Source organism: Pseudomonas sp. NY8896 (assembly GCF_039634505.1).
In genome coordinates, this window is the sequence record NZ_CP132350.1 from 954,928 (window position 1) to 967,458 (window position 12,531).

At 62.5% G+C, this 12,531-nt stretch carries 10 protein-coding genes; 6 read left to right on the forward strand and 4 right to left on the reverse strand.

The features are described from left to right. The first annotated feature begins 131 nt into the window (after positions 1 to 131). On the forward strand, positions 132 to 1,553 hold the full coding sequence (ltrA, locus tag Q9451_RS04250) for a group II intron reverse transcriptase/maturase (RefSeq protein ID WP_024718247.1): 1,422 nt from the start codon (positions 132 to 134) through the stop codon (positions 1,551 to 1,553). A 62-nt stretch (positions 1,554 to 1,615) separates the two neighbouring features. Here ltrA and Q9451_RS04255 read toward each other — a convergent pair whose 3' ends face one another. Beyond that, positions 1,616 to 2,074 carry a DciA family protein gene (locus Q9451_RS04255; RefSeq protein ID WP_345960895.1) on the reverse strand — a complete coding sequence of 153 codons (459 nt, stop codon included), beginning with the start codon at positions 2,072 to 2,074 and terminating at the stop codon, positions 1,616 to 1,618. Between the two features lie 301 nt (positions 2,075 to 2,375). Here Q9451_RS04255 and secA point away from each other — a divergent pair, with 301 nt between their 5' ends. The 4 genes from secA (at position 2,376) to Q9451_RS04275 (ending at position 8,227) form a co-directional block, all read left to right on the forward strand. Further along, positions 2,376 to 5,111: a preprotein translocase subunit SecA gene (gene secA / locus Q9451_RS04260; RefSeq protein WP_012274051.1), complete on the forward strand. Its 2,736-nt coding sequence runs from the start codon at positions 2,376 to 2,378 to the stop codon at positions 5,109 to 5,111. Positions 5,112 to 5,305: 194 nt separating this feature from the next. Continuing rightward, positions 5,306 to 6,523 carry a bifunctional glutamate N-acetyltransferase/amino-acid acetyltransferase ArgJ gene (gene argJ, locus Q9451_RS04265; protein WP_012274050.1) on the forward strand — a complete coding sequence of 406 codons (1,218 nt, stop codon included), beginning with the start codon at positions 5,306 to 5,308 and terminating at the stop codon, positions 6,521 to 6,523. Between the two features lie 130 nt (positions 6,524 to 6,653). After that, complete coding sequence (locus Q9451_RS04270) at positions 6,654 to 7,286, forward strand: glutathione S-transferase family protein (RefSeq protein WP_012274049.1); 633 nt, start codon at positions 6,654 to 6,656, stop codon at positions 7,284 to 7,286. Next, complete coding sequence (locus Q9451_RS04275) at positions 7,283 to 8,227, forward strand: Nudix family hydrolase (protein WP_012274048.1); 945 nt, start codon at positions 7,283 to 7,285, stop codon at positions 8,225 to 8,227. The genes Q9451_RS04270 and Q9451_RS04275 overlap by 4 nt, the downstream gene beginning before the upstream one ends. A gap of 130 nt (positions 8,228 to 8,357) precedes the next feature. Here the strand turns inward: Q9451_RS04275 and Q9451_RS04280 are convergent, their stop codons facing one another. The 3 genes from Q9451_RS04280 to Q9451_RS04290 are packed head-to-tail and all read right to left on the reverse strand — an operon-like array spanning position 8,358 to position 11,905. Further along, a complete protein-coding gene (locus Q9451_RS04280; RefSeq protein WP_012274047.1) occupies positions 8,358 to 8,924 on the reverse strand; it encodes a cob(I)yrinic acid a,c-diamide adenosyltransferase in 567 nt (188 codons plus the stop codon). A gap of 1 nt (position 8,925) precedes the next feature. After that, on the reverse strand, positions 8,926 to 10,950 hold the full coding sequence (locus tag Q9451_RS04285; protein ID WP_012274046.1) for an ATP-binding protein: 2,025 nt from the start codon (positions 10,948 to 10,950) through the stop codon (positions 8,926 to 8,928). A 37-nt stretch (positions 10,951 to 10,987) separates the two neighbouring features. Next, on the reverse strand, positions 10,988 to 11,905 hold the full coding sequence (locus Q9451_RS04290; protein WP_345960896.1) for a putative 2-dehydropantoate 2-reductase: 918 nt from the start codon (positions 11,903 to 11,905) through the stop codon (positions 10,988 to 10,990). 100 nt (positions 11,906 to 12,005) lie between these two features. Between Q9451_RS04290 and Q9451_RS04295 the strand changes: the two genes are divergently transcribed. Continuing rightward, complete coding sequence (locus Q9451_RS04295) at positions 12,006 to 12,491, forward strand: YajQ family cyclic di-GMP-binding protein (protein ID WP_012274044.1); 486 nt, start codon at positions 12,006 to 12,008, stop codon at positions 12,489 to 12,491. The last annotated feature ends 40 nt before the right edge of the window (positions 12,492 to 12,531 follow it).

Sequence of the window (12,531 nt, forward strand, 5' to 3'; positions counted from 1 at the left end):
AATTACCCTGGGAGATCTGCACGTTTGCCACTGTGCTACCGAGCGTCGAGAGGCGACGGGACGAGCGTGCAGAAGTCAGCCGAGGCCGTAGTAAGTGGCGGTTAACCGCGCCACCAAGGGCCGAACAGGTTATGCCGCCAGTAGGCGTCACTGTCTCGTTGGTAGCCGTAATGCAGAAATTTCCTACAACGGAATCTGTCACTCCGAATCCCGGCCAGAAGCCGAGGGTGATGCCTGACAGTGCAAAGGTGCCGGCGGCGTCAGCGACGTGGACGAACGCGGAGCCGGACACGCTGATGGAGCGGGTGCTTGCACCGGCCAACCTCAGGCGTGCGTATCAACGCGTGGTTAGCAACAAGGGGGCTCCGGGTGCCGATGGCATGACGGTCGCTGACTTGGCGGGCTACGTGAAACAGTATTGGCCAACCCTCAAGGCCAGGTTGCTGGCCGGTGAATACCATCCCCAAGCAGTGCGAGCGGTTGAAATTCCCAAGCCGCAGGGCGGCACACGGCAACTGGGAATCCCCACCGTCGTGGATCGCCTGATCCAGCAAGCATTACAGCAACAACTCACGCTACTCTTCGATCCGCTGTTTTCGGACTACAGCTACGGTTTTCGTCCGGGCAAAAGCGCTCACCAAGCCGTTGAACTGGCCCGCTCCCATGTGGCGGCGGGGCATCGCTGGTGCGTGGAGCTTGATCTGGAAAAGTTCTTTGATCGGGTCAACCACGACATCCTGATGGCCTGCTTGCAGCGTCGCGTCGAAGACAAGCGAGTGCTTAGGCTCATCCGCCGCTACCTTGAAGCTGGGGCCATGTCGGGCGGTATCGTCAGCCAACGGCAAGAGGGGACACCGCAAGGCGGCCCACTCTCGCCGTTGCTGTCGAATATCCTTCTGGATGAGCTCGACCGCGAATTGGAACGGCGGGGTCATCGCTTCGTGCGCTACGCCGATGATGCGAACATTTATGTGCGCAGTCCTCGGGCGGGCGAGCGGGTGTTGGCCAGTATCGAGCGCTTCCTGTGCCATCGTTTGAAACTGACGGTGAACCGGAAGAAGAGCCAAGTAGCAGGGGCTTGGAAGTGTGACTACTTGGGTTACGGGATGAGCAGGCACCAGCAACCAAGGCTGCGTGTGGCAACGATGAGCCTGGGGCGCTTACGCGACCGACTCAGAATATTGCTACGCAGTGTAAGGGCCCGCAAAGTGGCGACTGTCATTGAGCGAATCAACCCTGTCCTGCGAGGCTGGGCTGGCTACTTCAAGCTCAGCCAGAGCAAACGCCCACTTGAGAAATTGGATGGTTGGGTCAGGCATAAACTTCGCTGCGTCATCTGGCGTCAATGGAAACGGCCCTCAACGAGGGCGCGCAACCTGATGCGCCTGGGCCTGAGCGAAGAACGTGCCTGTAAATCGGCCTTTAATGGCCGAGGCCCGTGGTGGAACTCGGGAGCATCTCATGTGAATCAGGCGCTACCGAAGAGGCTATGGGATAGGTTCGGACTGGTCTCGATACTGGATACGATAAACCGGCTTAGCCGTATAACCTGAACCGCCGTGTACGGAACCGTACGCACGGTGGTGTGAGAGGACGGCGGCTGTGAAGCCGCCTCCTACTCGATCTTGTGCTGAGCGTGGGCTGCCAGCCGTTCCAGCGCTGCGCGCAGCTTGGGGTCGGTGATGCCCTCGGCGGTATCGCGCAGGCTTTCGGCTGCGCTGTTCGACAGCTCTGCGGCGTGCCCACCACGCTTGGCCGGCACCAGCGGCGGCTGCACCTTGTACAGGATGCGCCTGAGGTTGCCGAAGGCTTCCATGGCCTGCAATGCCGCCAGCAAATGCTTCTGCTGGTAGCGCAGGCGGGTTGCCCAATGGCCGTCGGTCACCACCAGCAACAAGGTGCCATCACGCCACGACGCCACGTGACAGTGCTCGCGGGCCGCCGGTTGCAGTTGGCTTTCCAGCAGGCGCTGCAGGTGCTCCAGGCGCTCGGCCTGGTTCAGCAGCAGGCGCAGTGGGCGCACCTGGCGCAGCAGGGCGGAGGGCGGCTGGGCGGGGGAGGGTTTGTAGGCCATGGGGTACGCATGAGATGGCAAGAGCGGCAGTTTAACACCTCTATAGCCTGTGGCGGCCGTTCGCGGGCAATGCAAGATACGAGTCATTCTCGATACGTTTCATGAACACGGGCCTTGAACTCAGGGAAAATGCCCCTATCTAAAACAAGCCCCCGCCAAAACGCTGTAATAGCATCGTGGAAATCCACCACTTTCCTCACCATCGTTTCCGGGTAGAATGCTCGTTCGCATGCGGCCTTAGGGCTGCACGGGCGACTCATGGGGCCGCCCTCCATCCCTACGTGTGGAAGATCCTGCCGATATGTTTGCGCCTTTGTTAAAAAAACTTTTTGGAAGCAAGAACGAGCGTGAAGTCAAACGCATGCTCAAGACGGTGAGTATCGTCAATGCCTTCGAAGAGAAGATGGTGGCCCTCTCCGACGAGCAGCTGCGGGGCAAGACCGCAGAGTTCAAGGAGCGCCTGGCCAAAGGCGAGACACTGGACCAATTGCTGCCCGAAGCCTTCGCCGTGGCCCGTGAGGCCGGCAAGCGCGTAATGGGCATGCGCCACTTCGACGTGCAGCTGATCGGTGGTATGACCCTGCACGAGGGTATGATCGCAGAAATGCGCACCGGTGAAGGCAAGACCTTGGTCGGTACCCTGGCCGTGTACCTCAACGCATTGTCCGGCAAGGGCGTGCACGTGGTCACCGTCAACGACTACCTGGCCCGCCGTGACGCCAACTGGATGCGCCCGCTGTACGAGTTCCTCGGCCTGTCGGTCGGTATCGTCTCGGCCTTCCAGCCGCCGGAAGAAAAGCGCGCCGCTTATGCGTCCGACATCACCTACGGCACCAACAACGAATTCGGTTTCGACTACCTGCGCGACAACATGGCGTTCAGCCAGGAGGAGAAGTTCCAGCGTGAACTGAACTTCGCCGTGATCGACGAAGTCGACTCGATCCTCATCGACGAAGCGCGTACCCCGCTGATCATTTCCGGCCAGGCTGAAGACAGCTCCAAGCTGTACATCGAAATCAACCGCCTGATCCCGCGCCTGACCCAGCACATCGAAGAGGTCGAAGGCCAGGTCACCCAGGAAGGCCACTTCACCATCGACGAGAAGAGCCGTCAGGTCGAGCTGAACGAGGCCGGTCACCAGTTCATCGAAGAGATGCTGACCCAAGCGGGCCTGCTGGCCGAAGGCGAGAGCCTGTACTCCGCCCATAACTTGGGCCTGTTGACCCACGTTTACGCTGGCCTGCGCGCGCACAAACTGTTCCACCGCAACGTCGAGTACATCGTCCAGGACGGCCAGGTCCTGCTGATCGACGAGCACACCGGCCGTACCATGCCGGGCCGTCGTCTGTCCGAGGGCCTGCACCAGGCCATCGAGGCGAAAGAAAACCTGAACATCCAGGCCGAGAGCCAGACCCTGGCTTCGACCACCTTCCAGAACTACTTCCGCCTGTACACCAAGCTGTCCGGCATGACCGGTACCGCCGACACCGAAGCGTTCGAGTTCCAGTCGATCTACGCCCTCAACGTGATGGTCATTCCGCCGAACAAGCCGCTGGCGCGCAAGGACTTCAACGACCTGGTGTACCTGACCGCCGACGAGAAATACGCCGCGATCATTGCCGACATCAAGGAAAGCATGACCAAGGGGCGGCCGATCCTGGTGGGTACCGCGACCATCGAAACTTCCGAGCACATGTCGAACCTGCTCAAGAAGGAAGGCATCGACCACAAGGTACTGAACGCCAAGTACCACGAAAAGGAAGCCGAGATCATCGCGCAAGCGGGTGCTCCGGGTGCCCTGACCATCGCCACCAACATGGCTGGCCGTGGTACCGACATCCTGTTGGGCGGTAACTGGGAAGCCGAAGTGGCCGCCCTGGAAAACCCGAGCGCCGAACAGATCGCCCAGATCAAGGCCGACTGGCAGAAGCGTCACCAGCAGGTGATCGAGGCCGGTGGCCTGCACGTAATCGCCTCCGAACGTCACGAATCGCGTCGAATCGACAACCAGCTGCGTGGCCGTTCCGGCCGTCAGGGCGACCCAGGCTCCAGCCGCTTCTACCTGTCGCTGGAAGACAGCCTGATGCGCATCTTCGCCTCTGACCGGGTGAAGAACTTCATGAAGGCACTGGGCATGCAGTCGGGCGAGGCCATCGAGCACCGCATGGTCACCAACGCCATCGAGAAGGCCCAGCGCAAGGTCGAAGGCCGCAACTTCGACATCCGTAAGCAACTGCTCGAATACGACGACGTGGCCAACGAGCAGCGCAAGGTGATCTACCACATGCGCAACAGCCTGTTGGCCGCCGAGAACATCGGCGACACCATCGTCGAATTCCGCCAGGAAGTTCTGGACGCTACCATCAGCCAGCACATTCCGCCGCAGTCGCTGCCCGAGCAGTGGGACGTGGCCGGCCTGGAAGCTTCGCTGGCCAGCGATTTCGCCATGAAGCTGCCGATTCAGCAGTGGCTCGACGAGGATGATCACCTCTACGAAGAGACCCTGCGCGAGAAGCTGCTTAACGAAATCACTACCGCCTACACCGAGAAGGAAGACCAGGCCGGTATCGAAGCCCTGCGTACCTTCGAGAAACAGATCCTGCTGCGCGTGCTGGACGACCTGTGGAAAGACCACCTGTCGACCATGGACCACCTGCGTCACGGTATTCACCTGCGCGGCTATGCGCAGAAGAACCCGAAGCAGGAGTACAAGCGCGAGTCGTTCAGCCTGTTCCAGGAGCTGCTGGAGTCGATCAAGCGCGACACCATCCGCGTGCTGTCGCACGTACAGGTTCGCCGCGAAGACCCTATCGAAGAAGAAGCCCGCCTGCGTCGCGAGGCCGAAGAACTGGCCAGCCGCATGCAGTTCCAGCACGCCGCCGCACCGGGCCTGGAAAGCGAGCAACTGAGCGAGGAGGGTGCCGAAGTGGCGGTAGCCGCGGCGCCAGTACGTAACGACCAGAAGCTGGGCCGCAACGAACCGTGCTGGTGTGGTTCGGGCAAGAAGTTCAAGCATTGCCACGGGCAGATCGAGTGATCTGATCCACTCGCAGTAACGTGACAAATCCGGGGCCGCCGTGCGGCCCATTCGCGGCACAAGGCCGCTCCCACAAGGACCGCGCCGCATTCTAGGCTGCGATGCCCTTGTGGGAGCGGCCTTGTGCCGCGAATGGGGCGCGAAGCGGCCCCGCTCTTCCATCATCATTTCACCGTTTTTCTAGGAGCGCTCTAATGGCTGTTGGTCTTGGTCCTTTGCCCACCCTGCACCCGGTTCCGGGTTTTGAACTCGGCATCGCTTCTGCCGGCATCAAGCGCCCAGGGCGCAAGGATGTGGTGGTCATGCGCTGTGCCGAAGGCTCCAGCGTGGCTGGCGTGTTCACCCTCAACGCCTTCTGCGCGGCGCCGGTGATCCTGTCCAAGCAGCGCGTTCAGGGCACCGTGCGCTACCTGCTGACCAACACCGGTAACGCCAATGCCGGTACCGGCGCGCCAGGCCTGGCCGCAGCCGAACGTACCTGCGCCAAGCTGGCCGAGCTGGCGGGTGTGCCAGCTGAATCGGTATTGCCGTTTTCCACCGGCGTGATCGGCGAACCACTGCCGGTAGAGAAGATCGAGGGAGCACTGCAGGCCGCCCTCGACAACCTGTCGGAAAACCACTGGGCTGAAGCCGCCACCGGCATCATGACCACCGACACCCTGCCCAAGGGCGCCAGCCGCCAGTTCCAGCACGAAGGCGTGACCGTTACCGTGACTGGCATCAGCAAGGGTGCAGGCATGATCCGCCCGAACATGGCCACCATGCTCGGCTACATCGCCACCGACGCCAAGGTTGCCCCTGCGGTGCTCAAGGACCTGATGCTGGACGGCGCCAACAAGTCGTTCAACCGCATCACTATCGATGGCGACACCTCGACCAACGACTGCTGCATGCTGATCGCCACCGGCAAGGCCAACCTGCCGGAAGTGACCGAAGCCAGCGGCGCGCTGTTCGAAGCGCTGAAAAAAGCGGTGTTCGAAGTGTGCATGGAAGTGGCCCAGGCCATTGTCCGTGACGGCGAAGGCGCCACCAAGTTCGTGACCGTGCAAGTCAACGGTGGTGGCAACCACCAGGAGTGCCTGGACGTCGGCTACGCCGTGGCCCATTCGCCGCTGATCAAGACTGCGCTGTTCGCCTCCGACCCGAACTGGGGCCGTATCCTTGCCGCCGTTGGCCGTGCCGGCGTACCGGAGCTGGACGTGAGCTTGATCGACGTGTACCTGGACAGTGTGTGCATCGCCAGCAAAGGCGGCCGCAGCCCAAGCTACACCGAAGCGCAGGGTTCGGCAGTGATGGCCCAGGAGGAGATCACCATCCGTATCGAGCTGGGCCGTGGCCAGTGCAGCGAAACCATCTGGACGACCGACCTGTCCCACGAGTACGTGAAGATCAACGCCGAGTACCGTACCTGATCGAAAATGGGGCCGCGTTGCGGCCCAATCGCGACACAAGGCCGCTCCCACAAGGTCCTGTGAGAGCGGCCTTGTGTCGCGATTGGGCTGCAAAGCAGCCCCAAGACATCCAAACCAATGGAGCCGAACCATGAGCTATCACCTGATCATCGGCGACAAGCTGTATTCCTCCTGGTCGCTGCGTGGCGCCCTGGCCCTCGAGCTGGCTGGCGTGCCCTACGAAGAAACCCTGATCAAGCTCAACCAGCCTGATACCCGTCAGCGCATCCTCGCTTTTTCCTCCACCGGCAAGGTGCCGCTGCTCAAGAGTGAGCAGGGTGTGATCGCCGATTCCCTGGCCATTGCCGAATACCTCAACGAACAGCACCCCGAAGCCCAACTGTGGCCTGCCGACGTAGCCGCCCGTGCCCAGGCCCGTTCGGCTTGCGCACAGATGCACAGCGGTTTCTTCGCCTTGCGCAGCGCCATGCCGTTCGACCTGTCGCGTGACCAGGCCCTGGACGATATACCGCTTGAGGTGCAGGTCGACATCGATCGCATCGTCGCGCTGTGGTCCGAATGCCGTGTGGTGGCCAAGGACAGCGGCCCGTTCCTGTTCGGCAAGCCGAGCCTGGCCGACGCCTTCTTCGCCCCGGTGGCCGTGCGCCTGCGCACCTACCGCGTAGAGGTGCCGGCAGAGGCGGCAGCCTACATCGAAACCATTTATCAGTGGCCAGCCTTCCAGGCATGGCAGCAGGCCGGCCTGGCGGAGCGTGAAGGGTGAAACGGATACATGTTGTAGCTGCGGTCATTCGTGGTACTGACGGCCGCATTCTGATTGCACGCAGGGCCGATACCCAGCACCAGGGCGGCCTGTGGGAGTTTCCCGGCGGCAAAGTGGAGGAGGGGGAAGGCGTGGAAGCGGCATTGGCCCGTGAGCTGCGCGAGGAGCTGGGCATCGAGGTGACCCGCTCGCGTGCGCTGATCAAGGTCAGCCATGACTACCCGGACAAACAGGTGCTGCTGGACGTGCGCGAGGTCGAAGCGTTCACGGGCGAACCTCATGGCGCGGAAGGGCAGCCGCTGGAATGGGTTGCGCCGCGCGATTTGCCGCAGTACGAATTCCCTGAGGCCAACAAGCCGATCGTTGCAGCCGCACGCCTGCCGGACCAGTACCTGATTACCCCGGATGGCCTGGAAGTGCCGCAGATGCTCAAAGGCATCCAGAGGGCGGTGGCCAACGGTACGCGCTTGATTCAGTTGCGGGCGCCGGACATGTACGACCCCAAGTACCGCGATGTAGCGGTGGATGCCGTCGGGCTGTGCGCAGGCAAGGCTCAGTTGATGCTCAAGGGGCCGCTGGAATGGCTGGGCGATTTCCCGTCGGCGGGTTGGCACCTGACGGCTGCGCAGTTGCGCAAGTACGCCGCCAAAGGCAGGCCGTTCCCCAAGGAACGCTGGCTGGCGGCGTCCTGCCACAGCGTCGAGGAACTGGCGCTGGCTGAGCAGATGGGCGTGGACTTTGTCACCTTGTCGCCGGTGCAGGCGACCCAGACTCACCCAGAGGCGGTGCCGCTGGGGTGGGATGAGGCGCAGCGATTGATTGCCGGGTTCAGCAAGCCGGTTTACCTGTTGGGCGGGGTAGGGCCGGGCGAGCGCGAGCAGGCCTGGAATGCCGGGGCACAGGGTGTGGCAGGGATCCGCGCGTTCTGGCCTGAAATCTGAGTCAATTGGGCCCCAGTGGGAGCGGGTTCATCGAGGCGTCGAACCGCCGCGAACACCGGCGCAGCCGGTGCCATACACCGCGTTGGATGCTTCGCGGGTAAATCCGCTCCCACAGGGAATCGCGTAAATTTCAGCCTTTCGGTTTCTCAGCAGGCTGCCACAACACCTCAGCCACGCCCTGGCGTCTGCCAATGATCCGCGCTGCCACGAACAGCAGATCGGAAAGCCGATTGATGTACGCCAACCCAACGCCTTGCAGCGGCTCTATGGCATTCAACTGCTGACACCGCCGCTCTGCACTGCGCGCCAGGCTGCGGCACACATGGGCTTGTGCCACCAGCGCCGAACCACTGGGCAAGATGAAGTTCTTCAACGGCCCCAGCTCTTCGTTCCATACATCGATGGCCGCCTCCAGGCGCTCCACCTCTGCCAGGGTCAACGCCTGGTAACTGGGCATCGCCAGCTCACCACCCAGGTCGAACAAGCGGTGCTGACATGGCACCAGCACAGCACTCAGCTCGTCCAGCCCTTGCTCGTCCAGCCCCGCCAGCAGCAGGCCCAACTGGCTGTTCAGGCTGTCCACCTCGCCAATTGCCTCGATCCGCGGGTGGTCCTTGGGTACCCGGCGTCCGTCGCCCAGGCCGGTTTCGCCCTTGTCGCCGGTGCGAGTGTAGATCTTCGACAGGCGGTAGCCCATGTCACTTCTCCGTGTTGGCCGGCGTCGCCGGCTGGCCGAGGGGCAGGCGCAGGGTAAAGCAAGTGCCCTGGCCGGGCGTGGACTGCACTTCCATCTGCCCCTTATGGTTGTTGGTGATGATGAAGTACGAGACCGACAGGCCAAGCCCGGTGCCCTGGCCGATTTCCTTGGTGGTGAAGAACGGCTCGAAGGTGCGCTTGCGCACCGCCTCGGGCATGCCGACGCCGTTGTCCTCGACCTGGATCTCCGCCCATGGCGGGTTCAGCCGGGTACGCAGGGTGATGCGCCCGGGCTCACTCGGCTGCGGGCGCTGGTGGATGGCCTGGGCGGCGTTCTTCAGCAAGTTGAGCAGCACTTGTTCCAGCTCGTTGGCCGTGCAGGGTACTGGCCCCAGGTTGGGGTCGAACTGGCGCACGATGGCCTGGCCCTTGAAGTCGAAACCGATGGCCAGGTCGAAGTCATTCCCAGCAATTTCCAGTGCCTGGTCGATCAGTGCCGGCAGCTCGCACGGCACCAGCTGGCGGTTGCTGCGGCGGCTGAAGCTGAGCATGTGGGTTACGATTTTCGCCGCCCGGGCGCCGGCTTGCGCGATGCCGTCGAGCAGTTGCGGCACCTCGCGGCTGTCCAGGTAGCGGTTGACCGTGGCCAGGTCGATGCCCAGCTCTTGGGCCTGTTCCTGGTTGCGCGGCAGGTCGGTCGACAGGCGTCGGCGTATGTTTTGCACGTTGTGCAGGATGGCGCCCAGCGGGTTGTTGATTTCGTGGGCCATGCCGGCAGCCAGGCCACCGACCGAAAGCATTTTCTCCGATTGCACCATCATTTCTTCCAGTGACAGGCGCTGGGTGATGTCGTCGATACGGATGACCACACCGCGCCCGCCGCCGCCGGTCAGCGGGTAGAAGGTCAGGGCGTAATGGCGCAGGTCGTCGTCTTTGGGCCAGGTAACCCGCTCGATCTTCGCCACCCGGTGTTTTTCCACGGTTTCCTTCAGCTGTGGCAGGAACGGCTTGAGCGGTTCAAAGGCAATGAACACTGGCTGGTTCAGTGCTTCGTCCAGCGGCGTGCCGGAAAGCACCGTGGCTTCGTGGTTCCACTGGGTCACGTAAAGTTGTTCGTCGAGGGCGATCAGTGCCGAGGGCATCGAGTCGATGATGCTGTTGAGGTAGTTCTGGAAGCCGGTGAGCTTTTTCTCGATCTTGCTGCGCACCTGCACTTCCAGTTCCAGCTTGCGGTTGGTGTGGCGGGTCTCCTCGGCCAGGCCCTGAGCCTGGTCATAGGCATCCTGGAATTCGTCGCGGGCGCGCTTGAGCTGATGCTCGCGGGCCTCGATGCGCGACAGCATGGTATTGAAAGCCTCGGCCAGGCTGCCGATTTCATCGTCGTTGCCGCGCCGGGCGCGCAAGGCGTAGCTCTCTTCGCGGGTGACCTGGCGGCTGAGTTCTTCCAGCTGGTTGATCGGCTGGGTGATCAGGCGTTTGATCTGCCGGGCGATGACGATCCACAGCAGGATACTGAACACCAGAATGCCCAGGCTGGCGCTGAGGGTGCCGGTGTAGAAGGCCGTGGGCAGTTCGCTGCTGGCCACCAGCAGCAGGTGCGCCGGTGGGTTGGCATCGCGCGGAATGCGAATCAGCTGAGTGCTTCGAAATTCCATCAGGCGCCAGCCGTCGATGTTGCGAAAACGCTTGGGCAGGGCCAGCGGCTCGCCATGCTGCAGTTGTGCAAGCAGGCGACCATCACCCCCGTAGACAGCGGCAGCGCGCAGCGGTGTGTAGCTGTCCAGCTCCTTGAGCAGGGCGCTGGCGGTGTCGGGGGTATCGCCGGCGCGGGCCGCAAGCTGCGGGTTGGCTACCAGCCGGCCTATGGTCTGCAGAGCCTGCGGTGCCATGCTTTCCTGGGTGATCCAGTAGGCGGCGCTGATGAAGGTAAGGTTGGCCACCAGCAGGATGGTTACCAGCAATACCAGCAGGGCCGCCAGCAGCTTCTGCCCGACCGGCAGGTTTTCCAGGCGTTGGCGCAAGGTCATGGGCTAGGCAATGTCCGTATCCGGTTGGAGGGCCGCGTCAGTCGCAGGGCAAGCCACGCGTGCGCAGGTTTTCGACCAGGCGCTGCAGCAGGTGTTCCAGCTGCGGCAGCTGCAGGCCATGCCGGCCTGCGGCCCGGCAGGCATGGCCGAGCAGGTAGTGCAGCTCGGTGCGCCGGCCCGCGCGCACGTCCTGGTACATCGAAGAGTAGTTGGCTGCGGTGGCGAGGATAACCCGCTGCACTTCTTCGTCCAGCTCATCGGCTGCTTTCGGCTGACCACAGCGGCGTAGCAACTGGGCCAGCTCGACGCACAGAGCCTGCACTTCAGCCAAGTGCCCCAGCAGCCCGCCGTTCTGGCAGTCGTGCAGCACAGTCAGCGGGTTGATGGCGCAATTGAGCGCCAGCTTGCGCCACAAGCGGGTGAGAATGTCCACCGTCCACTCAGCGGGAATGCCTGCTTCGTGCAGGTCATCGAACCAGGCAGGGATCGTGGGGTTGCGTGGGTCGCCCAGCCAGTTGAAGCCATGGCCGGCAAAACGCACCTGCCAGTCCCCTTCGCGAAAGGCCCCCTCGGTGCTGGAGACGAAGATGCAGCGCGCGCGTGGCACCAGGTCGGCGACCTCATCCTGGCTGCCAAGGCCATTTTGCAACAGCAGTACCTCGGCGCCCTCGGCAAGCCGCGGTGCTACACCGGCGATCGCCAGCGCCGCATCATAGGCCTTGCAGGCTACCAGCAGGCGGTGGATCGGGCCTTGCGCCTGCGCGGTTTCGGCAGGGATGGCGTAGTGCTGGGGTTGTTCCTGTTCGACCAGGGTCAGGCCGCCGGCCTGCTGATAAGCCTGCAGCCGTTGCCCGTCGCGCAGGGTCAGGCGCACTGCCTTGCCCGCCCGTGCCAGGCGGCAGGCCCACAGGCTGCCCAGGCTGCCGGCGCCGAGAATATGCCAGGTGCTGCTCATATGCGTTTCGCAACCCGTTATAATGAGCCCGCATTTTAACCGTCAAACCCAGCGCGCTCCATCTTCAGCCTGAGCGCGCTTTTATTTTGGGAGAACAACCATGCCTTCGTTCGACGTGGTATCGGAACTGGACAAGCACGAAGTGCAGAACGCCGTTGATAACGCCATCAAGGAGCTTGATCGCCGTTACGACCTGAAGGGCAAGGGCTCCTTCGAGTTCAAGGACAAAGATCAGACCGTGATGCTGACCGCCGAGGAAGAGTTCCAGCTCGAAGCGATGCTGGAAATCCTGCGCCTGGCACTGGTCAAACGCAAGATCGACGTGAAATGCCTGGAAACCAAGGATCCGTACCCTTCCGGCAAGGAAAAGAAACAGGAAGCCAAGTTCCGCGAGGGCATCGACAAGGACCTGGCGAAAAAGATCGTTGCCACCATCAAGGACGGCAAGCTGAAAGTACAGGCCGCCATTCAGGGCGAGCAGGTGCGCGTAACTGGCAAGAAGCGCGACGACCTGCAGGAAGCCATTGCCCTGCTGCGCACCAAGGAATTCGACATGCCTCTGCAGTTCAACAACTTCCGCGACTGATGCAGGCGCCGCCCGGAACCCCGATGGCGTAATGATGTCC

Excerpts from the sequence above, each read along its gene's own strand:
- ltrA (WP_024718247.1), top strand. The coding sequence starts at position 132 with ATGCCGCCAGTAGGCGTCACTGTCTCGTTGGTAGCCGTAATGCAGAAA.
- Q9451_RS04255 (WP_345960895.1), bottom strand. The coding sequence starts at position 2,074 with ATGGCCTACAAACCCTCCCCCGCCCAGCCGCCCTCCGCCCTGCTGCGC.
- secA (WP_012274051.1), top strand. The coding sequence starts at position 2,376 with ATGTTTGCGCCTTTGTTAAAAAAACTTTTTGGAAGCAAGAACGAGCGT.
- argJ (WP_012274050.1), top strand. The coding sequence starts at position 5,306 with ATGGCTGTTGGTCTTGGTCCTTTGCCCACCCTGCACCCGGTTCCGGGT.
- Q9451_RS04270 (WP_012274049.1), top strand. The coding sequence starts at position 6,654 with ATGAGCTATCACCTGATCATCGGCGACAAGCTGTATTCCTCCTGGTCG.
- Q9451_RS04280 (WP_012274047.1), bottom strand. The coding sequence starts at position 8,924 with ATGGGCTACCGCCTGTCGAAGATCTACACTCGCACCGGCGACAAGGGC.
- Q9451_RS04285 (WP_012274046.1), bottom strand. The coding sequence starts at position 10,950 with ATGACCTTGCGCCAACGCCTGGAAAACCTGCCGGTCGGGCAGAAGCTG.
- Q9451_RS04290 (WP_345960896.1), bottom strand. The coding sequence starts at position 11,905 with ATGAGCAGCACCTGGCATATTCTCGGCGCCGGCAGCCTGGGCAGCCTG.
- Q9451_RS04295 (WP_012274044.1), top strand. The coding sequence starts at position 12,006 with ATGCCTTCGTTCGACGTGGTATCGGAACTGGACAAGCACGAAGTGCAG.